Here is a 22138-nt window from a genome sequence, read left to right as displayed (position 1 = left end):
TATGTATTACAGCAAGGCTCAGGCAAAGGATGCTCAGTACCGCCTAATTGACCAGTACGCCCCATTGGTCAAGCGAATCGCCTACCACTTGCTGGCGCGTCTGCCTGCCAGTGTGCAGGTGGATGATCTCATTCAGGCTGGAATGATCGGACTGCTGGAGGCAGCTAAGAAATACGACGCCGGCAAGGGTGCCAGTTTCGAAACTTACGCCGGAATCCGCATTCGCGGCACCATGCTGGACGAAGTGCGAAAGGGGGATTGGGCACCACGCTCGGTGCACCGCAATTCGCGCATGGTCAGCGAAGCAATTCGGGCCATCGAGGCGAAAACTGGGCGTGACGCTAAAGATCACGAAGTTGCGGCCGAACTTAAGCTAAGCCTTGACGAGTATTACGGCATTCTCGGGGACACGTTGGGCAGTCGCCTGTTCAGCTTTGACGATCTGCTGCAGGAGGGCGAGCACGGCGAGTTTGAGGACGACGCTGCCAGCACCCATCCGGAGCCCTTTCGTGATCTTGAGGATGAACGCTTTCAGCAGGCGTTGGCCGATGCCATTGCCAACCTGCCCGAGCGCGAAAAGTTGGTGTTGTCGCTGTACTACGACGAAGAATTGAACTTGAAGGAAATTGGCCAGGTGCTGGGAGTCAGCGAGTCGCGTGTGAGCCAGTTGCATAGCCAATGTGCTGCGCGCTTGCGTGCACGTCTCGGCGAATGGCGCGCCCATTGACGATTGTTTGCGGTATGACGTGCTCGGTTGCTGAGGCATTTTGGGACTTACGGAGGTCGACTTGGACAAGAACATGAAAATCCTCATCGTCGATGACTTCTCGACGATGAGACGAATCATCAAGAACCTCCTGCGTGACTTGGGGTTCACCAATACCGCCGAGGCGGATGACGGTACCACTGCGCTGCCAATGCTCAAGAGCGGCAGCTTCGACTTCCTCGTTACCGACTGGAACATGCCGGGTATGAGCGGTATCGATCTGCTGCGCACCGTGCGTGCGGATGAGCGCCTCAAGCACCTGCCGGTGCTGATGGTGACTGCCGAAGCGAAGCGTGACCAGATCATCGAAGCGGCACAGGCCGGGGTTAATGGCTATGTGGTCAAGCCTTTCACTGCCCAGGTGCTCAAGGAGAAGATCGAAAAGATCTTCGAGCGCGTCAACGGCTGAAGTAGCAACGCCGCGAGGGCACTATGACGCAAGCAGACCAAACCCTGGCAGAGTTCGAAGCGACTCTGAAGGCTCATGCACCCAAACTGATTGAAAGCCTGCAGCAAGGTCGCTTCGATGAAGCGACGCAGATGTTCAATGAGCTGAATCAGGCGCGCAATCACGGCCTCTACCTGGAAGTTGGCAAACTCACCCGTGAGTTGCACAACGCCATCGTCAAGCTCGAGATGGACACCTGCGCCACCGGCGGCGATCCGTCACCCATTACCGACGCGACCGATCGCCTGTCCTATGTGGTGGAGATGACCGAGAAAGCGGCCAACCGCACCATGGATCTGGTGGAAGAGTCTGCGCCGCTGGTGAATTACGTGAGCTATGAAGCGCAGAGCCTGACGGCCGACTGGCAGCGTTTCATGCGTCGCGAAATGAGCGCTGAGCAGTTTCGAGATCTGGTCAAACGTATCGATCTGTATCTCCAGCGCAGCATGAACGATGGCAGTCAGCTGTCGCAGAACCTCAGTGAAATCATGCTGGCTCAGGACTTTCAGGACCTGACCGGGCAGGTGATCAAGCGCGTGACTCGGCTTATCACCGAACTTGAAAGCAACCTGCTCAATCTCGTGTTGATGGCGGGTCAGGTAGATCGCGTGGCCGGCATCCAGCATGACCGCGAAGCGATGCGCGCCGAGCAAGAAAAGAAAAAACAAGAAAAAGAACCTTCCAAAGGTGAAGGTCCGCAGATGCATGCCGATATACGTGAGGATGTCGTATCCGGGCAGGACGATGTCGACGATCTGCTTTCGAGCCTGGGCTTTTAGGGGATGTGAATATGAGCTTCGACGCCGATGAAGAAATCCTCCAGGACTTCCTGGTAGAGGCCGGCGAGATTCTCGAACTATTGTCCGAGCAACTCGTGGAGCTGGAGAGCAGCCCCGATGACACAGCGTTGCTCAATGCGATTTTTCGCGGGTTCCATACGGTCAAGGGCGGCGCAGGATTCCTTCAGCTCCATGAGCTGGTTGAGTGCTGCCATATCGCCGAAAACGTCTTCGACATTCTTCGCAAGGGTGAGCGTCGCGTCGACTCCGAGTTGATGGACGTCGTGCTCCAGGCGCTCGATGCAGTGAACGAGATGTTCAGCCAGGTTCGCGAGCGAACTACGGTGACCCCGGCCACCCCAGAGCTGCTGGCAGCGCTGGCGCGACTGGCGGAGCCAGCTTCGGCCGACGAAGCCGCTGCTCCTGCTGAGCCGCAGCCCGCCGAAGCCGAGGCCGAAGCAGATTCCGCCGAAGCCGATTTTGAACAGTTCCTCGAAGCCATCGATTCGCCCGCAGACAAGGCTGAGGCGAGTGCCGGATCCGATGAGATTACTGACGACGAATTCGAATCGCTGCTTGACCAGTTGCATGGCAAGGGTCAGTTCGCTATCGCTGCAGGCGCGGCGCCGGCTCCTGAGCCGGAAGTTGCCGTAGCGCCGGTTGGTGACGAAATTACTGACGACGAGTTCGAAGCGCTGCTTGACCAGTTGCATGGCAAAGGCAAGTTCGAACCGGCCTCCACAGAAGCCTCCGAGGCCGCAGCCGAGGTGGTCCCGCAGCCGGCTGCGGCAAATGCAGGCGGCAGCGATGAAATTACCGACGACGAGTTCGAAGCGCTGCTTGACCAGCTACACGGCAAGGGCAAGTTCGAGGCTGCTAGTGCCGTCTCCGACACGCCAGCTACCGTCGAGCCCGTCAAGGCGGCACCGGTCAAAGCGGCACCAGCCAAGCCGGTAGTTCCAGCCAAACCAGCTGCAGCGGCGGTGAGCAAGCCAGCCGCGCCAGCGCCGGCCGAAAAGCCGCCGGCAGAGGCTGAGACGACGGTACGTGTGGATACTGCGCGCCTCGACGAAATCATGAACATGGTTGGCGAGCTGGTGCTGGTGCGAAATCGCCTGGTGCGCTTGGGCTCCAACAGTGGCGACGAGGCAATGGCCAAGGCCGTTTCCAACCTCGACGTGGTGACCGCCGATCTGCAGAGCGCGGTGATGAAAACCCGCATGCAGCCGATCAAGAAAGTCTTCGGCCGCTTCCCACGGTTGGTGCGCGATCTGGCACGCAGCCTGAAGAAAGAGATCAATCTCGAACTGGTCGGTGAAGAAACCGATCTGGACAAGAACCTCGTCGAGGCTCTGGCCGACCCGCTGGTGCACTTGGTTCGCAACGCGGTTGACCACGGAATCGAGATGCCGGAAGAGCGCGAGGCGGCTGGCAAGCCACGCACTGGTCGGGTAGTCCTGTCCGCCGAGCAGGAAGGCGACCATATCCTATTGATCATCAGCGATGACGGCAAAGGTATGGATGCTAATGTCCTGCGTGCCAAGGCGGTCGAAAAGGGCATGCTGGAGAAGGATGCTGCAGACCGGCTGAGTGATCTGGAATGCTACAACCTGATCTTCGCGCCGGGCTTCTCCACCAAGACCGAGATTTCCGACGTGTCCGGCCGTGGTGTCGGCATGGACGTGGTCAAGACCAAGATTTCCCAGCTCAACGGTACGGTCAACGTGTTCTCGACCAAGGGCCAGGGCTCGAAGGTTGTGATCAAGGTTCCGCTGACGCTGGCGATCATGCCGACCCTGATGGTCATGCTCGGCAACCAGGCGTTCGCGTTTCCGCTGGTTAACGTCAACGAAATCTTCCATCTCGATCTTTCGCGTACCAACGTCGTTGATGGGCAGGAAGTGGTGATCGTCCGCGACAAGGCGCTGCCACTGTTCTATCTCAAGCGATGGCTGATTCAGGATGCGGCTCAAGATGAGCAGCGAGAGGGGCACGTGGTGATCCTCAGTGTCGGCAACCAGAGCATCGGTTTTGTCGTCGACCAGCTGGTTGGGCAGGAGGAGGTGGTTATCAAGCCGCTAGGCAAGATGCTGCAAGGCACGCCTGGAATGTCCGGCGCGACCATCACCGGTGATGGCCGTATCGCTCTGATTCTCGATGTCCCCAGCATGCTCAAGCGGTACGCACGCAGGATTTGATTCAGTCAGGTAGCGCAGCCCATAGATGGGCGCGCTGCCGCTAGGAGTGATGTATGGCAGTCAAGGTCCTGGTCGTCGACGATTCCGGTTTCTTTCGCCGACGCGTTTCGGAAATTCTTTCCTCTGATTCCAATATCCAGGTCGTCGGTACCGCTACTAATGGGCGCGAGGCCATTGATCAGGTGTTGGCGCTGAAACCTGACGTCATCACCATGGACTACGAGATGCCAATGATGGATGGCATCACCGCGGTGCGGCAGATCATGCAGCGCTGTCCCACGCCGGTATTGATGTTCTCCTCGCTGACTCACGAGGGGGCTCGTGTGACCCTCGATGCGTTGGATGCCGGTGCGGTGGACTATCTACCGAAAAACTTCGAAGACATCTCGCGCAATCCGGATAAGGTCAAGCAGCTACTGTGCGAAAAGGTGCATACCGTATCGCGCAGTAACCGCCGGTACAGCACCTTCTGCACCTCTGCAGCCAGCGCTGCGCCCGTCTCGCCGCGTGGCACCACCTCCACGCTGTCTACGACTGCATCTCGGACCAGCAGTGCGCCATCGGCAGCCCCGGCTGCGCCTGCGGCACGTTCGCCTGCTCCCAAGCGTAAGGCCTACAAATTGGTAGCCATAGGTACGTCCACGGGTGGCCCTGTGGCGTTGCAGCGCGTGCTTACCCAGCTGCCGGCAAATTTCCCGGCGCCAATCGTACTCATCCAGCATATGCCGGCGGCATTCACCAAAGCCTTCGCTGATCGTCTCGACAAGCTCTGTCGCATTCGCGTCAAGGAGGCCGAGGATGGCGACGTTTTGCGCCCCGGGCTCGCGCTGCTGGCCCCAGGTGGCAAGCAGATGATGATCGATGGTCGCGGCGCAGTGCGCATTCTCCCGGGCGATGATCGCCTCAACTACAAGCCTTGCGTCGACGTCACGTTCGGCTCTGCGGCCAAGTCCTTCCATGACAAGGTGCTTGCGGTCGTGCTTACCGGCATGGGCGCCGATGGCCGCGAAGGCGCGCGCTTGCTCAAGCAGAGCGGTAGTCAGGTGTGGGCGCAAGATGAAGCAAGCTGCGTGATCTATGGAATGCCGATGGCGATAGTCAAGGCCAACCTCAGCGACGCGGTTTACGGCCTTGATGACATCGGTCGGCACATTGCCGAGGCGTGTATCTGATGGATGTGCTCAGCCTTATCGGGCTGTTGCTGGCGTTCGTTGCCATCGTTGGGGGTAACTTTCTCGAGGGTGGCCATATCTCGGCGTTGCTCAACGGGCCAGCCGCACTCATCGTGCTGGGCGGTACCTTGGGCGCCGTGCTGCTGCAGACTCCCATTGCCGTGTTCATGCGAGCCATGAGCATCGGCCGCTGGATTTTCTTCCCGCCGCGCATCGACCTTGGTCGTGGCATCCTCTTGGTCACCGCCTGGAGCAACACCGCCCGTAAAGAAGGGTTGCTCGGCCTCGAGCCGGTCGCCGAGACGGAGCCTGATCCTTACGCACGCAAAGGCTTGCAACTGCTGGTAGATGGTGCCGAGCCTGAGGTCATCCGCAGCATTCTGGAAGTCGATCTCTATACCCAGGAAAGTCGTGACCTGCGTGCCGCCAAGGTGTACGACGCCATGGGTGGCTATTCGCCGACCATCGGCATCATTGGCGCGGTCATGGGGTTGATCCATGTGATGGGCAATTTGGCCGACCCGAGTCAGCTCGGCAGCGGCATTGCCGTTGCATTCGTCGCCACGATCTATGGTGTTGCCCTGGCCAACCTGCTGGTGCTGCCGGTAGGCAACAAGCTGAAAAGCGTCGTGCAGCGCCAAACGGCGTACCGGGAAATGTTGCTCGAGGGCGTGCTGTCGATCGCCGAAGGTGAGAATCCGCGCTCCATCGAGATGAAGCTGCAAGGCTTCATGGATTGACCCCATGGCCAGACGCAGACCGCCCGAAGAGCACGAGAATCACGAGCGTTGGCTGGTGTCGTACGCCGACTTCATTACGCTGCTATTCGCGTTCTTCGTGGTGATGTACTCGATATCCTCGGTCAACGAAGGCAAGTACAAGATTCTGTCCGACTCGCTGGTCGGTGTATTCAGCCAAGCTGATCGTTCCGTCAAGCCCATTCCTATTGGAGAGGAGCGGCCACGGACTACAGAGCCTGACATTTCCCAGGTCGATGATCCGTCTGGCGAATCATCGGCGGGAAATCCGACCCTGGACCCACTTGAGCTCATCGCTCAGGGCATGCGCGAAGCCTTCGGCGAGCTTATCGCTAACGAACAGCTGACGGTTCGCGGAAATGAGTTATGGATTGAGATTGAACTCAACTCCAGCCTGCTTTTCCCCAGCGGTGATGCGCTGCCCAATGATCAGGCGTTCCAGTTGATAGACAAAGTCGCCGGAATTCTGGCTCCTTTCGACAACCCTATCCACGTCGAAGGCTTTACCGACAATTTGCCAATCAGTACGGATAAGTTTCCGACCAACTGGGAGCTTTCGGCGGCCCGCGCTGGCAGTGTCGTGCGTATGCTGGCGGCACAAGGCGTGAATCCTTCCAGGCTGGCAGCGGTGGGCTATGGCGAGTTTCAACCAGTGGCCGATAACGCGACTGCCGAGGGCCGCTCGCGCAATCGCCGAGTAATTCTGGTGGTGTCGCGCAATCTCGATGTGCGCCGCAGTGTCACTGGTATGGGCAGCAGTAACGCCCGCCCTGACGATGCGCTGCGCCGGGCTGGCACACAATCTGCACCACCCAGAGCTATGTAGCGTCCTAGGGCGCAATCGTCAAAACACCGTCGCGTTACCTATTGTGGGTGATGCAGTGCCGGTCAGCATCGAGCCGGGTGGAAGAGCATGAGAGTCTGGGCTGTAGCCAATCAAAAGGGTGGGGTAGGCAAGACCACTACGTCGATCGCGCTAGCGGGCTTGCTGGCCGATGCCGGCAAGCGCGTCGTGGTGCTGGATCTCGATCCGCATGGCTCGATGACCAGCTATTTCGGTCACGACCCGGACAACCTCGACCATAGCGTCTTCGACCTGTTTCAGCATCAAGGCACCGTGCCTGACGGCCTGCCTTGGCAGCTATTGCTCGCGACCAGCCATGAGCGCATTTCGCTGATGCCATCGAGCACTGTGTTGGCTACCCTGGAGCGTCAGTCTCCTGGGCAGAGCGGCCTGGGTTTGGTCATCGCCAAGAGCTTGTCCCAGCTATGGCAGGATTTCGACTACGCAATCATTGATAGCCCGCCGTTGCTTGGCGTGCTTATGGTCAATGCACTGGCTGCCAGCCAGCAGCTGGTCATTCCAGTGCAAACCGAATTCCTGGCGATGAAAGGCCTTGAGCGGATGGTCAGCACATTGTCGATGATCAATCGGTCACGCAAACAAGCGCTCCCGTACACCATCGTTCCCACTATGTTCGACCGTCGGACTCAGGCCTCGATGAATACGCTGAAGGTGTTGCGTGCTGGCTATGCGGAAAATCTCTGGCCAGCGTTCATACCGGTTGATACTCGTCTGCGTGATGCCAGTCGCGCTGGGCTGACCCCCTCTCAGTTCGATCCGACAAGCCGTGCGGTGCTTGCTTATCGGGCCTTGCTCAAACACCTGTTGGCCTCGCAAGTGTCACCGCAGGTCGCGTGAAATCACCGTACCGCTCGGCGTGTGGCGACTCAAGTTTGTCGTACACACTGCCGATAGCCTGTTCAGATTCTCTTCACGAGTTCGTTCCATGAGCCGTATCGTCCTAACAGAAACTCGTTCCCAGCTGGCACTGCAGTCCTACCTCGATGGGCTGTTGCAGGACGCCGCCATCGAGCTGGCAGACTCGGTCAGTCAGGATGAGTTTCAGGCTGCCGTGCTCGAGGAGCAGCTGCGCGATACGCGAAATAACCAGCCGCCGCGGCTGGAGATCGTGCCGTCCGCGCCTGCGCCTGTGGTGGATGCACCTGCACCGCCGCCGCCGGTCCTGACCCTTGAGCCGGTCGTGGAGCTTGAGGTTGCGCCGCAACTGTCGAGCGAACCCGTCGAAGCAGCGCCTGAGGCCCATCCTGGCTGGGGAGAGGAGCCGTTCGAATGCTTGTTGTTCGATGTGGCCGGATTGACCCTGGCTGTGCCGCTGGTGTGCCTGGGCTCCATCTATCCGCTGGCCGATCAGGAGCTGACGCCGCTGTTCGGTCAGCCAGATTGGTTTCTTGGAATACTGCCAAGCCAGGCTGGCAATCTGAAGGTGCTGGACACGGCGCGCTGGGTGATGCCTGATCGTTACCGTGACGACTTCCGCGAGGGCCTGCAGTATGTGATATCGGTTCAAGGCTACGAGTGGGGGCTGGCAGTACATCAGGTCAGCCGCTCGATTCGCCTCGACCCGAGTGAGGTCAAATGGCGGACGCAGCGTAGCCAACGTCCGTGGCTGGCCGGTACGGTAATTGAACATATGTGCGCGCTGGTCGACGTGACCGCGCTGGCCGAGCTGATTGCCAGTGGTGCAGTCAAACAAATGCAGGGCGCTGCCAAGCCTCGGGCGCACTGACGCAATCAAATGACTGTCGCGCCTATTGCGCGACCCAGCGATAGAATCGACCGCCATTGCGGTAACTGAAGAAGGTGGGACTATGAAGATGACGTCTGCGCAGGGTTCCGAAGATCCTGTACTGCAATGGGTGACTTTCCGTCTGGACAACGAGACGTACGGCATCAACGTGATGCAGGTTCAGGAGGTGTTGCGCTATACGGAAATCGCGCCGGTGCCGGGTGCGCCCAGCTACGTACTGGGTATCATCAACCTGCGTGGCAACGTGGTGACAGTGATCGACACGCGCCAGCGCTTCGGCCTGGAAACTGCTCCGGTATCGGACAACACGCGGATCGTGATCATCGAGGCGGACCGCCAGGTCATCGGCATCATGGTCGATAGCGTGGCCGAGGTGGTCTATCTTCGCCAATCAGAAATTGAAACTGCGCCCAACGTTGGTAACGACGAATCGGCCAAGTTCATTCAAGGTGTCTGTAACAAGAATGGCGAGCTGCTGATTCTGGTCGAACTCGACAAGATGATGAGCGAAGAAGAATGGGCTGAGCTTGAGAGCATCTGATACATGCTGATCGCGTCGCTGGTCGCATCGCTGGTTGCACTGGCATTCTGCTGTCTGGGCCTGCTGGGTTTCTGCCTGTGGCTGCTCAGACGGCAGCGGCTGCTGGCGGAACAACAGCAGCAGCGCGATGCGAGCAGGGACAAGCGAATCAAGGAACTGAGTAGCCGTCTGGACGCTTATCTCGAAGGCAGCCTGCGCATGGGTGATGAGTTGCGCGAGCTGAGCCGCGTAGTCGCGCCTTTGCCGGACAAGCTCACTCAGATGGAGCAACGCGACCCCAACAACTTCTCCTTCTCCCAGGCCGCAAAACTGGTTGGCATGGGTGCGAGCGTCGACGATTTGACTCAGTCCTGCGGCCTGTCGCAGTCCGAGGCTGAGCTCATGAGCAAACTGCATCAGTCACGACAGAAGCCTTGAGCGGCGTAACGTGAACGCGTAGACGTCCTCCCGTCGCCACGCCTGGAACCTCCCGGGCTCACCTCATTCAAACCCGTATCAGCCCGGCGTTGCCAGGCGCGTCCAGAAGTCCCCGGCCGGGACGAGGAGGGCAATGATGCGGCGCATAATCGTTCTACTAGTTTTTTCGATTTCGCTTGGGGCGCACGCGGTAGAGGCGCCGGACGACGTCGATGGGGCGCTGACTGTAAATGTGTTTCAGGCCAAGCGATTGCATGACATGGGCGCGGTGTTCATTGATGTGCGTGCTGACCGCGAGTGGTTATGGGGGCACGTTGAAGGTGCTGTGCATTTCGATCTCGCTAGCGATTTCGTGAACCTCGCAAGTCCGGAGTGGCCGCGTGAGCTTCCCTTGGTCATCTACTGCGACAGTGAAATTTGCCCGCGCAGTGCAGAGGCAGCGCGGATGGCCGTGGCATGGGGATACCAGCAGGTTTTCTATTTTCGCTCGGGCTACTTCGCCTGGCTGTTGCACGACTTTCCTCAGGTGAGTGGGGAAGACCGTGCGCTTGCCACTCTCAACGCCCAGGCCCACTGAGCAATGGCCAGGACGAAGCCTGTGGATTATTGTCTGACTCGCGGAAGCCAGGCGGGCATTTGCCCTTCAGATACCACGCGAAAGCGATGATTTCAGCGATGGTTCGATACAACGCTTCCGGAATTTCGTCGCCTAGCTCCAGGCGCGCAAGCAGTCTCACCAGGTCGGCATTCTCGTAAATCGGTACTTCGTGTTCGCGAGCAATGGCCAGAATAGCCTCAGCCAGCTCATCATCACCTTTGGCGCTCAGGCTTGGTGCGTTCACGCCGTCATAGCTAAGCGCGATGGCCTGGCGCGGTAGCTTCTCAGTCATGCTTTTTCATCCACGAAGCGTTGCTCCAGTGTGGTGTTCGGCCCCTGCGGCGGAGTGCCTTGTCGGCACGTGAGTTCGCCAACGCTCAGGCCTGCGGTTTGTAGGCGATCACGCAGATGGGTGAGTTCGGAGGAGACCAGTTCTGCCGTTGCGCTACGCTCCGCCCATAGCTGGCTGGACAACGTTCCACGCATTAACTGCGCTTGCACCTGCAGTGGCCCGAGCGGCGCTACATCGAAGGCAAGCTCGACTTTCCACAGTGTTTCTCCGCGCTCCTTTTCCTGCCGTTTTGGTTGATCTTCGCGCTGCAACTTGATTTGCAGTGGCACGATATCCCGGTTATCCCGCATCGGCAGCTCCAGCTGCCAAGTGGTCAGCAGTGCGCCATCGGGGCCGATCTGTGTCTGGGCCAGGCTGGACAGTTGGTGCGTCTGTAGCCTCGACACGGCTGCAGCGGCAAGCTTGAGCAGCATCTCCAGATCAGCTTCGTCTTCCATGCCGGGCGGCAGCCTGGTAGGTAGGGGGAACGCCGTCGCAAACTGACGTGAGTTGCTTTGCGCTAGCGAGCCAAGCGCATTCCGAGCGAACGCCGGCAGGGCTTGCCCCATCGCGGCGCTGGCCTGGGCACCGCCCAGCGGTGTGCTGCCAGGAAGATTAGGCATTTGCGCGAGTAGGCGAAGCAGCCCGGCCTTGAGGTCGCCCTGCAGGCCATCGGTCTGCCCGGCCAGCAAGCGCGCCTCGAGAAACACGCCGCTCTTGGCCAGCGCCGCAGCCAGCGCTTTGGCGTCTCCCAGCTGCTGCATGTCGGGTATCAGTCCGAGCAGCTTGTCGGCGGCGCCGCGCAACCCCTCGGGGAGTCCGCCAGATGTGCCCTGCAATGCCTTGAACAGTCCCTCCAATGACGCCTGGCGGTTCTGTTGTGCGCCCAACTGCTCGCTGACATGGAGCTGATCGAGGCGCCCAGCCAATGGGAGGAAGGCAAGCGATTGGTCGCCCTTGACCTGTGCTGTCAGCAGGCTCCCGAGAGCCAGTGGGCTGCTCGACTCGATGTTCAGTTTCTGGCCAGCTACGGGGGCATTGAGCAGGCTGATGACCGCTCTGAATAGCTTCTGTCCGTCATCGGACTGCTGTTGGCTAGTGGCAACCACTCGACCCTGGATTACGCTACCGATCGGTAGTTGCTGAAGGTCGAGTGAGGACGCTGGTTGGCGGCCGGTCATGTGTGGCGAAGCCAACAGACGGGTGTCGGATAGCGCCGTGATCACGAATGCGGCTCCAGGCGGTGGGGCCTTGTTACTGCTGACCTCGACAGTCGCCTGGCGTCCGCTGCTCATGGTGAGGCGCAGTAGTAGTCGAAATGCCTGTGCGGCTTCTCTGATGCTGACGACTTCCGCTTCGGCGTTCTCACCCGCCGCGAGCAGGCCCTGCATGGGCTGCAGCATCTTCAAGGCAAGGTCGCTGGTCGCTATGGATTGGCGCGGTGCGCTGGTCTGCGGCAGGGCGGCAGTACTCTTGATCTCGGTCATCTTTCCTCAAATGCTCTTACAACCTTTCGCGTTTGCGGCCCTCGGCACTAAGGGTTGCCATGTATAATTCCGCACGCCTGGCCCTGTTGCTGAGTATAGCGGCCAGGCCTTTTTCATCTTGAGGTGTCGCTAGCGTGTCAACTCCCTTTCTCGAAGCTGTAGCGCTCGCTTGTGAGCGGGATTGGCGCCTGCTTTTCGACAAGCTGGATCTGCGCCTCGACAGTGGGGAGATGCTGCAGATTTCCGGCCCTAACGGTAGCGGCAAGACCAGCCTGCTGCGTCTGCTTTCCGGTCTGATGCAGCCCACTGCAGGTGATGTGTTGCTCAACGGTCAGCCACTCGATGCCCAGCGTGGTGAGCTGGCGCGCAACCTGTTGTGGATCGGCCACGCCGCCGGAATCAAAGGCTTGCTGACAGCTGAAGAGAACCTCTCTTGGCTCTGTGCGCTGCATCAGCCGACTACCCGCGAATCTATATGGCAAGCCCTTGCTGAAGTAGGACTGCGTGGGTTCGAAGACGTGCCCTGTCATACCCTTTCTGCGGGGCAGCAGCGTCGTGTAGGTCTGGCGCGACTTTATCTTTCTCCGCCGCCATTGTGGATTCTCGATGAGCCCTTTACCGCGCTCGACAAACATGGCGTGGCGCAATTGGAGAGACACCTGGCAATGCACTGTGAGCAGGGTGGGCTGGTCGTACTGACCACGCATCACAGCCTGACGGAGAAGCCGGCCGGCTATCGTGAACTGGATCTAGGGCAGCAGGCCGCATGAGCAGCGTTTTCACACTGCTGCTGGCGCGCGAGACGCGCCTGTTGTTCCGCCGTCCTGCCGAGCTGGCCAACCCGCTGGTTTTCTTTGCCATTGTCATCGCCCTGTTTCCCTTGGCTGTGGGGCCAGAAACGCAACTGTTGCAGACCATTTCCCCAGGGTTGGTCTGGGTTGCGGCGCTATTGGCTGTACTGCTCTCGCTGGACGGCTTGTTTCGTAGCGATTTTGAGGACGGCTCGCTTGAGCAGTGGGTCGTTTCGCCGCACCCGCTTGCGCTTCTGGTGCTCGCCAAGGTGCTGGCACACTGGGTTTTTTCCGGCCTTGCGCTAGTTTTGCTGGCACCGCTGCTGGGGTTGATGTTGGGCTTGCCGCTTGGGACCATCCCTGTGCTGCTGATTTCCCTACTGCTGGGTACGCCGATACTAAGCCTGCTAGGGGCGGTTGGCGCAGCACTGACGGTTGGGCTCAAGCGGGGCGGCCTGTTGCTCGCGCTACTCATCCTGCCGCTTTACATCCCTGTGCTCATTCTGGGCAGCGGCGCGCTGCAGGCAGCCCTGCAAGGTTTACCGGCAGTCGGGCATCTGCTCTGGTTGGCCAGTCTGACGGCCCTGGCGGTTACCCTTACACCCTTTGCGATAGCCGCTGGCCTGAAAATCAGCGTTGGCGAATAGCGATACCCTGATGGCCCGGCGCCCGCGCCCGGTCGAAGTACGAATGTCGAGACCTGATCTGTCAGGTCTCGCTAGACGACGAGTCATTCGATGAACTGGACATGGTTTCACAAGCTGGGCTCTCCTAAATGGTTCTACGAGATCAGTGGCCGCTGGCTGCCTTGGCTGGCTTGGGCGGCTGTGTTGCTGGTCAGCATCGGCGTTGTCTGGGGTCTTGCGTTCGCCCCCGAGGATTACCAGCAGGGCAACAGTTTCCGGATCATTTACATCCATGTGCCGGCTGCTTTCCTGGCGCAGTCGATCTACGTGATGCTCGCCGTGGCCGGCGTGGTCGGTCTGGTCTGGAAGATGAAGCTGGCCGATGTAGCCTTGCAGCAAGCGGCGCCGATCGGCGCTTGGATGACCTTTATAGCGCTGCTGACTGGCGCTGTCTGGGGCAAACCGACATGGGGCGCATGGTGGGTATGGGACGCGCGACTGACGTCAATGCTGATTCTGCTGTTCCTGTACTTCGGCATCATTGCTCTGGGCCAGGCGATCAGCAACCGAGACAGTGCTGCCAAGGCCTGCGCGGTACTTTCTATCGTTGGTGTAGTTAACATCCCGATCATCAAGTATTCGGTGGATTGGTGGAACACGCTGCACCAGCCGGCAACCTTCAAAGTCACCGAAAAGCCAGCCATGCCGATGGAGATGTGGCTGCCGCTACTTGTGATGGTTGTCGGCTTCTACTGCTTCTTCACTGTGGTGCTACTGATGCGTATGCGCCTGGAAGTGCTGCGCCGTGAATCGCGTGCCAGTTGGGTGAAGAACGAGGTCAAGGCTCTGGTAGGAAACAACTCGTGAACTTTTCGTCCTTCGCCGAATTCATCGCCATGGGCAATCATGGCGTGTATGTCTGGACATCCTATGGCATCAGCCTGGCCGTCCTGATTCTCAACGTTGCGCTGCCAGTCCTGGCGCGTCGGCGTTACCTGCAAGATGAGGCGCGTCGTTTGCGCCGGGAGGAGTCGAAGTGAATCCGGTGCGCAAGAAGCGTCTTTTCATCGTGCTGGCGATTGTCGCCGGCGTCGGTATCGCCGTGGCGCTGGCGTTGTCCGCTCTGCAGCAGAACATCAACTTGTTCTATACGCCCACTCAGATTGCAGCGGGAGAAGCCCCAGAAGGCACCCGTATCCGAGCGGGCGGGCTAGTTGAGGAAGGCTCGGTAGAGCGCACCAATGACTCGCTCACTGTCTCCTTCCGCGTCACGGACGGTGCCAAGGCGATCACCATCATCTATCAAGGAATTCTCCCGGATCTGTTCCGTGAAGGGCAGGGGATCGTCGCCCTGGGCCGCGTCAATGCGGACGGTGTGCTGATCGCCGACGAAGTTCTAGCCAAGCATGACGAAAACTATATGCCGCCCGAGGTGACCCAGGCGCTGGAGAAGAGCGGCATGATGAAGCACTACGAGGACGGCAAGAAGGAGTACGCAAAATGATTCCTGAGCTCGGCCATCTCGCGATGATTCTTGCGCTGTGCCTGGCGGTAGTTCAGGCCACGCTTCCGCTAATCGGTGCATGGCGTGGCGATCGCCAATGGATGGGGTTGGCGCAGCCTGCAGCCTGGGGGCAGTTTGCCTTCCTTGCCTTCTCCCTCGGCTGTTTGACTTATGCCTTCATGGTCGACGACTTTTCCGTCGCTTATGTCGCCCACAACTCCAACAGTGCGTTGCCCTGGTACTACAAATTCAGCGCGGTGTGGGGAGCGCATGAAGGCTCGCTGCTGCTCTGGGCCTTCATTCTCGCTGGCTGGACCTTTGCCGTGGCAATTTTCTCCCGACAGCTCCCGGAAGACATGCTGGCCCGTGTGCTGGGAGTCATGGGGCTTATCAGCATTGGGTTCCTGTTGTTCCTGATCGTCACCTCCAACCCGTTCGAGCGTCTATTGCCGCAAGTTCCAATGGATGGTCGTGACCTCAATCCGTTGTTGCAGGACTTTGGTCTGATCGTCCATCCGCCCATGCTCTACATGGGCTATGTCGGATTCTCCGTGGCGTTTGCCTTTGCAATCGCTGCTCTGCTGGGTGGTCGTCTTGACGCCGCCTGGGCCCGGTGGTCCCGCCCGTGGACGCTTGTAGCCTGGGCCTTTCTCGGCATCGGCATCGCGTTGGGTTCCTGGTGGGCGTACTACGAACTTGGCTGGGGCGGATGGTGGTTCTGGGATCCGGTTGAAAATGCTTCGTTCATGCCGTGGCTCGTTGGTACGGCGCTGATTCACTCGCTTGCCGTTACCGAAAAGCGGGGCGTATTCAAGAGCTGGACCGTGTTGCTGGCCATCGCGGCCTTCTCGTTGAGCCTGCTCGGAACCTTTCTGGTTCGTTCCGGTGTGCTGACTTCGGTACATGCATTTGCCACGGATCCCGAGCGTGGTGTGTTCATTCTGGTCTTCCTGCTGATGGTGGTAGGTGGTTCGTTGACGCTGTTCGCTTTGCGCGCGCCAGTGGTCAAGAGTCAGGTCGGCTTCGGCTTGTGGTCCCGCGAGACGCTGTTGCTGGTAAACAATCTGCTATTGGTCGTTGCGACCGCGATGATTCTGCTTGGCACGCTCTATCCGTTGCTGCTGGACGCGATATCCGGAGCCAAGCTCTCCGTGGGGCCGCCGTACTTCAACGCAATGTTCGTCCCGCTGGTGGGGGCACTGATGGTGGCGCTTGGCGTCGGCATCATGGTGCGTTGGAAGGACACCCCGGTGAAGTGGCTGGTCAGTATGCTGGCGCCGGTACTGATTGCGAGCGTGGTTCTTGGTGGGCTTGGCTCGCTGATATTCGGTGATTTCAACTGGGCAGTGCTTGCCGTATGCCTGCTGGCCGCTTGGGTGTTGCTCGCCAGCGTCCGCGATCTGATCGACAAGACCCGCCACAAGGGGCTTCTCAAAGGCATGCGCAGCATGACGCTGAGTTACTGGGGAATGCACCTGGCGCACCTCGGCCTTGCCGTTTGCGCAATTGGCGTGGTGCTTACCAGTCATCAGAGTTCCGAGCGTGATCTGCGCTTGGCGCCAGGTCAATCACTGGAACTTGGTGGCTACCAGTTCGTTTTCGAAGGTGCCGTGCACCATGAAGGGCCTAACTTCACTTCCGACAAGGGGACTATTCGGGTGCTAGAGGACGGCAAGCAAGTCGCCGTGCTGCACCCGGAAAAGCGCTTGTACACGGTGCAGCAAATGCCGATGACCGAGGCTGGTATCGATCCTGGGTTCACCCGCGATCTCTACGTTGCACTGGGCGAGCCTCTGGATAACGGAGCCTGGGCTGTGCGCGTGCATATCAAGCCTTTTGTCCGCTGGATCTGGTTGGGTTCGCTCATGATGGGCCTGGGCGGTGTGCTGGCAGCATGCGATCGTCGTTATCGGGTCAAGGTCAAGACCCGCGTGCGCGACGCGCTGGGCATGGCGGCGCAAGGAGCCTGATATGAAAAGACTGCTTATGCTGCTGCCACTGGTGATATTTCTGGTTGTAGCTGTGTTTCTCTACCGCGGCCTGTTTCTTGATCCGTCCGAGCTGCCTTCTGCACTCATCGGCAAGCCGCTACCGGCGTTTTCGCTGCCGGCGGTTGAAGATGATCAGCGATTGATCACCGATGCCGACCTGAAAGGCAAGCCTGCTTTGGTCAACGTGTGGGCAACCTGGTGTGTTGCCTGCAAGGTGGAGCACCCGGTGCTGAACCGACTTGCCGCACAAGGTGTTGTGATCCACGGCGTCAACTACAAGGACGACAATGCCGCCGCTTTGAAATGGCTGAACGAATTCCATGACCCCTACCAGCTGAACATTCGCGATGAGCGCGGCAGTCTCGGGCTGGATCTGGGCGTTTACGGCGCTCCCGAGACCTTTCTCATCGACAAGCAGGGCATCATCCGCCACAAGTTCGTCGGTGTGATCGACGACCGCGTCTGGCGCGAACAGCTGGCTGCGCTATATCAGGAGCTGGTGGACGAATGAAACGACTCATCCACAGTGCGCTCTTCGGGCTGATTCTGGCCACGACCGCCCATGCTGCAATTGATACTTATGAGTTCAGGGACGAAGCTGAGCGTGAGCGGTATCGGACGCTGACCGAAGAACTGCGTTGTCCGAAATGTCAGAATCAGAACATTGCAGATTCAAACGCGCCAATTGCCATGGATCTGCGCCAGGAAATCTTCCGCATGCTGGAAGAGGGCAAGAACAATGACCAAATCGTCAGTTATCTGGTAGATCGATATGGTGATTTCGTTCGATATAGCCCGCCGGTAAATGCGAAAACTCTGTTGCTCTGGTACGGGCCGGCTGGGCTGCTGATACTGGGTTTTGGTGTATTAACCTCAATCCTGATTCGCCGCCGCCGAGTCGAGAAGACCCCTGCATCGAACACCCTTTCCGAGACCGAGCGCGAACGTCTCGCCCAGCTTCTGGATAAAAAAGACTCATGACCGATTTCTGGATAGCCGCTGGCGCTCTGCTGCTGGTGGCATTGGCTTTCCTGCTGCTCCCCATTTTACGTGGCCGTCGAGCGCAGGCTGAAGAAGACCGCACGGCGCTGAATGTCGCCCTATACGAAGAGCGCCTGGCCGAGCTGACATCCCAGAATGCAGCCGGAACGCTGACTGATGAACAGCTGGAGGCCGGACGGGCTGATGCTGCTCGCGAGCTGCTGGAGGACACCGAAGGCGGTGATACGCCGAAACTGGCCAAGCTTGGACGTAGCGTGCCGCTGATTGCAGCGGTGTTGGTGCCGCTCGTTGGTTATGGTCTTTATATGCACTGGGGCGCTATCGACAAAGTGCAGATGGCACGTCAGTTCTCGGAGCAGCCGCGCACGGTCGAGGAAATGACCGCGCACCTTGAGCAGGCTGTACAAGAGCAGCCGGACTCCACGGAGGCTTGGTATTTCCTGGGTCGCACCTACATGAATCAAGAGCGTCCTGCCGATGCCGCCAAAGCCTTCAAGCGCGTTGTGGAAATTGCCGGGCGCCAGCCGGAGTTGCTCGGCCAGCTGGCCCAGGCGTTGTATTTCGCCGGCGATCGGCAATGGAGCGACGAATTGCAAGCCCTTACCGATGAGGCATTGCAGGGTGATCCGCAAGAGCTCACCAGCCTTGGCCTGCTTGGTATCGCCGCCTATGAGGAAGAGCGTTATCAAGACGCGGTGCGTTTCTGGGAGCAACTGGTTGCGGCGTTGCCCGAGGAAGATCCTTCTCGTGAGGCCATACGCGGCGGTATCGAGCGCGCGCGTCAGCAGATCAACGGTGGTTCCGCCGGCGAGCAAGCACAGCCTGCAACCGCAACGGCGGGTGTTACCTTGCAAGTCAAAGTAGAGCTCGATCCAGAGGTTGCCCAAGCGGTTTCACCGCAAGATACTGTTTTCGTATTTGCGCGTGCCGTGTCGGGACCTCCTGTCCCACTGGCGGCCAAGCGCCTGACAGTTGCTGATCTGCCTGCGACGATAACGCTTGGCGATGCCGATGCGATGGTTCCTTCGCTCAAGATCTCTAGCGTGGAGCAGGTCATGCTGATGGCGCGTATTTCGCAGTCAGGTGATGCAACCAAGGGCGAATGGATGGGTCAGAGCGAGGCGGTCAATACGTCCGATGAGAAAACCACCGTGCGCCTGACGATTAATCGTGCTGAGGCGCCGTAAACCCTCGGTGAGGAAAAGATGAACACGAGTGCGTCAGCCAACCTGCATTTGTTCAGCCGCATTGGACAACGGAGTGTGCTGTTGGGGCTGACGCTGTTGCTCGGTGCCTGTGCTGGAAATCCCTACGATTCGACTCCGCAGGAGCCGGCTACAACGCCTGCTCCTCGCGCGCCTGAGCCTAGCGGTCCGGTCATCGCGCCGCCGCCAATCAAGGCGCCAACCGCTCCACGCGCCCCAACAACCCAGAAGAGCCATCCTCGGTATGCCCCGCCGCCACACGTGGCTGCGCATTGGGATAACCGCCTGGGCGTGTATGTTGTGGAAGGGCGTGACCTCTACTACCGCGAGCGGTTGTACTACCGGTGGGATGGGGATTGGCTCTGCGCTGGACGGCCGGATGGCCCTTGGGAGCCTGTCGCGCCGCCCAGCGTGCCGCCTGGTCTGCGTAATCGCTACTGATTACCTTGTGCTGGTCTGAAGATGCCGGACGAACTTTTCGCGCGTCGGCCTAAAGGCTGCTAATCGTTTGCCGATAAATGTTCAGCACCGTTGCTTTGCAGCGTTTGCAGCTGCCTCGACACAAGTCGCCGCATCGGGCCAATGCCCCGGAGTTAATCATGAATGCTGCCGTAAAGCGCCTCGAAGAAACTGGTACTGCACTACGTGATGCGCTTACGCAGCAGGACTGGGCGGCCATCAGTATGCTTGATCGTGAATGCCGCAATGCCGTGGATGAAGCCATGCAGGCGCAAGAACGCGATAGTGGCCTGGTTCGCCTGCGTTTGCAGGAGCTGCTTGATCTCTATGGCGAGCTGGTACTGACGTGTCAAATCGAGCAAGCCCGTGTCGCCGGTGAGTTGCGACAGCTGAATCATTCACAGCAAGGCGCCAAGGTTTACCAACTTTTTGGATGAAAGCCCGCCAAGTTTAGCCTGCGATTTCCCTTCCTCCCTCTCTCCCTTTCAAATTGGGATTCTTACATCCTCGCCCATCACTGTGTGGGTGCTAAGTAGTAGTGACGCAGATAAGGCATCCGTAATTTAATCATTACAAAGTATGTGGCATTATGTCGCCATTATTTTGCCGGGTGTATCCAGTGCGTTGCGTAATACTCCGTATTTGGCGAGTTCTTCCGCTATCGTGCGCTAAACCTGTTCGATAAGTTTCAGACAGCCTCACATGGCACTGATTTTTCATTCGTTCTTTGGTCGCTAAATCACGTCATAAATTTGACTCAGTTCATTTTTTCATTAATCTAGCTTTATCTGCCATGAGCGTGGCCGTCAGTCTTCTTGGATTGGCGAGCACAGGCTTTCTTTCAGCCATTTAGAGCCCTATAAACAAGATGTGGCGTGAAACCAAGATTTTGTTGATAGACGATGATCAAGACCGCCGGAGAGACTTGGCCGTCATCCTGGATTTTCTCAGTGAGGATCATGTGGCTTGCTCCAGCAGCGAATGGCACGAAGCTGTTGCTGGTCTGGAGTCCAGTCGCGCCATTAACGGCGTCATGTTGGGTCACGTGGCTGCCAAAGGCGGTACAGTCGAGCTGATCAAGCAAATGGGCAAGTGGGATGAGAACGTGCCGTTGATGCTGATAGGGGAGCCCGCTCACGCCGACTGGCCGGACGAAGTGCGGCGTAGGGTGCTCACCAGTCTGGAGATGCCGCCCAGCTACAACAAGCTTCTCGACTCCCTGCATCGTGCGCAGATCTACCGAGAGATGTACGACCAGGCCAGATCCCGCGGCCGCCAGCGTGAACCCAATCTTTTCCGCAGCCTCGTCGGTACAAGTCGCGCCGTCCAGCATGTGCGACAGATGATGGAGCAGGTTGCCGATACGGAAGCCAGCGTCCTGATTCTGGGCGAATCCGGCACCGGCAAGGAAGTCGTTGCGCGTAATTTGCACTATCACTCCAAGCGACGGCAGGGGCCATTTGTTCCGGTTAACTGTGGTGCGATTCCGGCTGAACTGCTGGAGAGCGAGCTCTTCGGCCATGAAAAAGGCGCTTTTACCGGTGCCATCACGGCCAGGGCAGGGCGGTTCGAACTAGCGGAAGGCGGCACCCTGTTTCTCGATGAAATAGGTGATATGCCGTTGCCCATGCAGGTCAAGCTATTGCGGGTTCTGCAGGAGCGCACATTCGAGCGCGTCGGCAGTAATCGTACGCAGAACGCCGATGTGCGCATCGTTGCGGCTACTCACAAGGATCTTGAGAAGATGATCGAGGTGGGTACCTTCCGTGAGGATCTCTACTACCGCCTGAACGTCTTCCCAATCGAAATGGCACCCCTGCGTGAGCGCGTCGAAGACATCCCTCTGCTGATGAACGAGTTGATTTCGCGCATGGAGCACGAGAAGCGCGGCTCGATCCGCTTCAATTCGGCTGCAATCATGTCGTTGTGTCGGCACGACTGGCCGGGCAACGTTCGCGAGTTGGCCAATCTGGTCGAGCGCATGGCGATCATGCATCCGTACGGCGTCATTGGTGTGATGGAGTTGCCGAAGAAGTTTCGGCATGTCGATGACGACGATGAGCAGTACGCGACCAGCTTGCATGACGAGATGGAAGAGCGGGCAGCTATCAGCGCGCCAATGGTTATACCCGAGGCCCAGGCGATGCTGCCGGTCGAAGGGCTGGATTTGAAGGAGTACTTGGGGAATTTGGAACAAGGGCTTATTCATCAAGCGCTGGAAGACGCTGGGGGTGTCGTGGCGCGTGCGGCGGAACGGTTGCGGATTCGGCGCACGACACTGGTTGAGAAGATGCGCAAGTACGGTATGAATCGGCGAGATGACGATATGGGCGAATAGGCTCTAGGCGTATCTCAAGAGGCCACCTTGTTCAGGTGGCCTTTTTTTGCGCGCTGGGCGCCCCTAGGATGCACTGGCTAAGGGAGTTGCCGCGCCGGGCACGAAGATTGCTGTC

26 protein-coding genes are annotated in these 22138 nt (G+C 58.9%); 24 read left to right on the top strand and 2 right to left on the bottom strand.

Annotated features, from left to right (window positions below; translation table 11 throughout):
- Window position 1 precedes the first annotated feature (1 nt).
- From fliA to AAEZ08_RS15750, 12 genes are all read left to right on the top strand, one after another.
- Window positions 2–727, top strand: coding sequence for an RNA polymerase sigma factor FliA (gene fliA / locus AAEZ08_RS15805; RefSeq protein WP_020307196.1), 726 nt, complete (start codon window positions 2–4; stop codon window positions 725–727).
- A 73-nt stretch (window positions 728–800) separates the two neighbouring features.
- Window positions 801–1175, top strand: coding sequence for a chemotaxis response regulator CheY (locus AAEZ08_RS15800; protein WP_011913679.1), 375 nt, complete (start codon window positions 801–803; stop codon window positions 1173–1175).
- Between the two features lie 23 nt (window positions 1176–1198).
- Entirely contained in the window at window positions 1199–1993 is a 795-nt protein-coding gene (locus AAEZ08_RS15795) for a protein phosphatase CheZ (protein ID WP_003280384.1), read from the top strand.
- A gap of 11 nt (window positions 1994–2004) precedes the next feature.
- Window positions 2005–4191 carry a chemotaxis protein CheA gene (locus tag AAEZ08_RS15790; protein ID WP_003280385.1) on the top strand — a complete coding sequence of 729 codons (2187 nt, stop codon included), beginning with the start codon at window positions 2005–2007 and terminating at the stop codon, window positions 4189–4191.
- Window positions 4192–4244: 53 nt separating this feature from the next.
- Window positions 4245–5363: a protein-glutamate methylesterase/protein-glutamine glutaminase gene (locus AAEZ08_RS15785; RefSeq protein WP_003280387.1), complete on the top strand. Its 1119-nt coding sequence runs from the start codon at window positions 4245–4247 to the stop codon at window positions 5361–5363.
- Window positions 5363–6103, top strand: a complete 741-nt coding sequence (locus AAEZ08_RS15780) for a flagellar motor protein (protein ID WP_003280388.1) — start codon at window positions 5363–5365, stop codon at window positions 6101–6103. The genes AAEZ08_RS15785 and AAEZ08_RS15780 overlap by 1 nt, the downstream gene beginning before the upstream one ends.
- A gap of 4 nt (window positions 6104–6107) precedes the next feature.
- A complete protein-coding gene (gene motD, locus AAEZ08_RS15775) occupies window positions 6108–6947 on the top strand; it encodes a flagellar motor protein MotD (protein WP_102819537.1) in 840 nt (279 codons plus the stop codon).
- A gap of 87 nt (window positions 6948–7034) precedes the next feature.
- Window positions 7035–7823, top strand: a complete 789-nt coding sequence (locus AAEZ08_RS15770; RefSeq protein ID WP_003280391.1) for a ParA family protein — start codon at window positions 7035–7037, stop codon at window positions 7821–7823.
- Window positions 7824–7911: 88 nt separating this feature from the next.
- On the top strand, window positions 7912–8712 hold the full coding sequence (locus AAEZ08_RS15765; protein ID WP_003280392.1) for a CheW domain-containing protein: 801 nt from the start codon (window positions 7912–7914) through the stop codon (window positions 8710–8712).
- An 82-nt stretch (window positions 8713–8794) separates the two neighbouring features.
- Window positions 8795–9274, top strand: a complete 480-nt coding sequence (locus AAEZ08_RS15760) for a chemotaxis protein CheW (protein WP_003280394.1) — start codon at window positions 8795–8797, stop codon at window positions 9272–9274.
- A gap of 3 nt (window positions 9275–9277) precedes the next feature.
- Window positions 9278–9691 carry a DUF2802 domain-containing protein gene (locus AAEZ08_RS15755; RefSeq protein WP_003280395.1) on the top strand — a complete coding sequence of 138 codons (414 nt, stop codon included), beginning with the start codon at window positions 9278–9280 and terminating at the stop codon, window positions 9689–9691.
- Window positions 9692–9827: 136 nt separating this feature from the next.
- Window positions 9828–10268: a rhodanese-like domain-containing protein gene (locus AAEZ08_RS15750; RefSeq protein WP_003280398.1), complete on the top strand. Its 441-nt coding sequence runs from the start codon at window positions 9828–9830 to the stop codon at window positions 10266–10268.
- Here the strand turns inward: AAEZ08_RS15750 and AAEZ08_RS15745 are convergent.
- Together AAEZ08_RS15745 and fliK are read right to left on the bottom strand one after the other, a co-directional pair.
- Window positions 10249–10581 carry an EscU/YscU/HrcU family type III secretion system export apparatus switch protein gene (locus tag AAEZ08_RS15745; RefSeq protein ID WP_003280400.1) on the bottom strand — a complete coding sequence of 111 codons (333 nt, stop codon included), beginning with the start codon at window positions 10579–10581 and terminating at the stop codon, window positions 10249–10251. The genes AAEZ08_RS15750 and AAEZ08_RS15745 overlap by 20 nt on opposite strands.
- On the bottom strand, window positions 10578–12107 hold the full coding sequence (fliK, locus tag AAEZ08_RS15740; protein WP_102819539.1) for a flagellar hook-length control protein FliK: 1530 nt from the start codon (window positions 12105–12107) through the stop codon (window positions 10578–10580). The genes AAEZ08_RS15745 and fliK overlap by 4 nt, the downstream gene beginning before the upstream one ends.
- A gap of 134 nt (window positions 12108–12241) precedes the next feature.
- Here fliK and ccmA point away from each other — a divergent pair, with 134 nt between their 5' ends.
- From ccmA to AAEZ08_RS15680, 12 genes are all read left to right on the top strand, one after another.
- Entirely contained in the window at window positions 12242–12877 is a 636-nt protein-coding gene (ccmA, locus tag AAEZ08_RS15735; RefSeq protein ID WP_003280403.1) for a cytochrome c biogenesis heme-transporting ATPase CcmA, read from the top strand.
- Window positions 12874–13545 carry a heme exporter protein CcmB gene (gene ccmB / locus AAEZ08_RS15730; protein WP_003280404.1) on the top strand — a complete coding sequence of 224 codons (672 nt, stop codon included), beginning with the start codon at window positions 12874–12876 and terminating at the stop codon, window positions 13543–13545. Before ccmA ends, ccmB begins: the two co-directional genes overlap by 4 nt.
- A gap of 90 nt (window positions 13546–13635) precedes the next feature.
- Window positions 13636–14391 (top strand): heme ABC transporter permease, encoded by a 756-nt coding sequence (locus AAEZ08_RS15725; RefSeq protein ID WP_058064771.1) that lies wholly within the window; start codon window positions 13636–13638, stop codon window positions 14389–14391.
- A complete protein-coding gene (gene ccmD, locus AAEZ08_RS15720; protein WP_003280407.1) occupies window positions 14388–14564 on the top strand; it encodes a heme exporter protein CcmD in 177 nt (58 codons plus the stop codon). Before AAEZ08_RS15725 ends, ccmD begins: the two co-directional genes overlap by 4 nt.
- The gene (ccmE, locus tag AAEZ08_RS15715; protein ID WP_003280408.1) at window positions 14561–15028 is read left to right on the top strand and encodes a cytochrome c maturation protein CcmE; all 468 of its coding nucleotides are present in this window, start codon (window positions 14561–14563) and stop codon (window positions 15026–15028) included. The genes ccmD and ccmE overlap by 4 nt, the downstream gene beginning before the upstream one ends.
- Window positions 15025–16998 (top strand): heme lyase CcmF/NrfE family subunit, encoded by a 1974-nt coding sequence (locus AAEZ08_RS15710; protein ID WP_500124680.1) that lies wholly within the window; start codon window positions 15025–15027, stop codon window positions 16996–16998. The genes ccmE and AAEZ08_RS15710 overlap by 4 nt, the downstream gene beginning before the upstream one ends.
- Window position 16999: 1 nt before the next feature.
- Window positions 17000–17530 (top strand): DsbE family thiol:disulfide interchange protein, encoded by a 531-nt coding sequence (locus AAEZ08_RS15705; RefSeq protein ID WP_003280412.1) that lies wholly within the window; start codon window positions 17000–17002, stop codon window positions 17528–17530.
- A complete protein-coding gene (locus AAEZ08_RS15700) occupies window positions 17527–18000 on the top strand; it encodes a cytochrome c-type biogenesis protein (protein WP_003280414.1) in 474 nt (157 codons plus the stop codon). The genes AAEZ08_RS15705 and AAEZ08_RS15700 overlap by 4 nt, the downstream gene beginning before the upstream one ends.
- Window positions 17997–19208, top strand: a complete 1212-nt coding sequence (gene ccmI / locus AAEZ08_RS15695; protein WP_003280416.1) for a c-type cytochrome biogenesis protein CcmI — start codon at window positions 17997–17999, stop codon at window positions 19206–19208. Before AAEZ08_RS15700 ends, ccmI begins: the two co-directional genes overlap by 4 nt.
- Window positions 19209–19226: 18 nt before the next feature.
- Entirely contained in the window at window positions 19227–19667 is a 441-nt protein-coding gene (locus AAEZ08_RS15690) for a hypothetical protein (protein WP_003280418.1), read from the top strand.
- Window positions 19668–19825: 158 nt separating this feature from the next.
- On the top strand, window positions 19826–20122 hold the full coding sequence (gene fliT / locus AAEZ08_RS15685) for a flagellar protein FliT (protein WP_036990907.1): 297 nt from the start codon (window positions 19826–19828) through the stop codon (window positions 20120–20122).
- 431 nt (window positions 20123–20553) lie between these two features.
- Window positions 20554–22023 (top strand): sigma-54 dependent transcriptional regulator, encoded by a 1470-nt coding sequence (locus AAEZ08_RS15680; RefSeq protein WP_500124679.1) that lies wholly within the window; start codon window positions 20554–20556, stop codon window positions 22021–22023.
- The last annotated feature ends 115 nt before the right edge of the window (window positions 22024–22138 follow it).

The organism is Pseudomonas sp. E45-MNA-CIBAN-0222 (assembly GCF_040310405.1).
Taxonomy (GTDB): Bacteria; Pseudomonadota; Gammaproteobacteria; order Pseudomonadales; family Pseudomonadaceae; genus Stutzerimonas; species Stutzerimonas stutzeri_AC.
The sequence above is the reverse complement of the archived record's forward strand: the minus strand, read 5'-3'. Positions and strand labels throughout refer to the sequence as shown.

Bases quoted from the DNA above. Each gene is read 5' to 3' on its own strand.
- fliA (WP_020307196.1), top strand. From the start codon at position 2: ATGTATTACAGCAAGGCTCAGGCAAAGGATGCTCAGTACCGCCTAATT.
- AAEZ08_RS15800 (WP_011913679.1), top strand. From the start codon at position 801: ATGAAAATCCTCATCGTCGATGACTTCTCGACGATGAGACGAATCATC.
- AAEZ08_RS15795 (WP_003280384.1), top strand. From the start codon at position 1,199: ATGACGCAAGCAGACCAAACCCTGGCAGAGTTCGAAGCGACTCTGAAG.
- AAEZ08_RS15790 (WP_003280385.1), top strand. From the start codon at position 2,005: ATGAGCTTCGACGCCGATGAAGAAATCCTCCAGGACTTCCTGGTAGAG.
- AAEZ08_RS15785 (WP_003280387.1), top strand. From the start codon at position 4,245: ATGGCAGTCAAGGTCCTGGTCGTCGACGATTCCGGTTTCTTTCGCCGA.
- AAEZ08_RS15780 (WP_003280388.1), top strand. From the start codon at position 5,363: ATGGATGTGCTCAGCCTTATCGGGCTGTTGCTGGCGTTCGTTGCCATC.
- motD (WP_102819537.1), top strand. From the start codon at position 6,108: ATGGCCAGACGCAGACCGCCCGAAGAGCACGAGAATCACGAGCGTTGG.
- AAEZ08_RS15770 (WP_003280391.1), top strand. From the start codon at position 7,035: ATGAGAGTCTGGGCTGTAGCCAATCAAAAGGGTGGGGTAGGCAAGACC.
- AAEZ08_RS15765 (WP_003280392.1), top strand. From the start codon at position 7,912: ATGAGCCGTATCGTCCTAACAGAAACTCGTTCCCAGCTGGCACTGCAG.
- AAEZ08_RS15760 (WP_003280394.1), top strand. From the start codon at position 8,795: ATGAAGATGACGTCTGCGCAGGGTTCCGAAGATCCTGTACTGCAATGG.
- AAEZ08_RS15755 (WP_003280395.1), top strand. From the start codon at position 9,278: ATGCTGATCGCGTCGCTGGTCGCATCGCTGGTTGCACTGGCATTCTGC.
- AAEZ08_RS15750 (WP_003280398.1), top strand. From the start codon at position 9,828: ATGCGGCGCATAATCGTTCTACTAGTTTTTTCGATTTCGCTTGGGGCG.
- AAEZ08_RS15745 (WP_003280400.1), bottom strand. From the start codon at position 10,581: ATGACTGAGAAGCTACCGCGCCAGGCCATCGCGCTTAGCTATGACGGC.
- fliK (WP_102819539.1), bottom strand. From the start codon at position 12,107: ATGACCGAGATCAAGAGTACTGCCGCCCTGCCGCAGACCAGCGCACCG.
- ccmB (WP_003280404.1), top strand. From the start codon at position 12,874: ATGAGCAGCGTTTTCACACTGCTGCTGGCGCGCGAGACGCGCCTGTTG.
- AAEZ08_RS15725 (WP_058064771.1), top strand. From the start codon at position 13,636: ATGAACTGGACATGGTTTCACAAGCTGGGCTCTCCTAAATGGTTCTAC.
- AAEZ08_RS15710 (WP_500124680.1), top strand. From the start codon at position 15,025: ATGATTCCTGAGCTCGGCCATCTCGCGATGATTCTTGCGCTGTGCCTG.
- AAEZ08_RS15705 (WP_003280412.1), top strand. From the start codon at position 17,000: ATGAAAAGACTGCTTATGCTGCTGCCACTGGTGATATTTCTGGTTGTA.
- AAEZ08_RS15700 (WP_003280414.1), top strand. From the start codon at position 17,527: ATGAAACGACTCATCCACAGTGCGCTCTTCGGGCTGATTCTGGCCACG.
- ccmI (WP_003280416.1), top strand. From the start codon at position 17,997: ATGACCGATTTCTGGATAGCCGCTGGCGCTCTGCTGCTGGTGGCATTG.
- AAEZ08_RS15690 (WP_003280418.1), top strand. From the start codon at position 19,227: ATGAACACGAGTGCGTCAGCCAACCTGCATTTGTTCAGCCGCATTGGA.
- fliT (WP_036990907.1), top strand. From the start codon at position 19,826: ATGAATGCTGCCGTAAAGCGCCTCGAAGAAACTGGTACTGCACTACGT.
- AAEZ08_RS15680 (WP_500124679.1), top strand. From the start codon at position 20,554: ATGTGGCGTGAAACCAAGATTTTGTTGATAGACGATGATCAAGACCGC.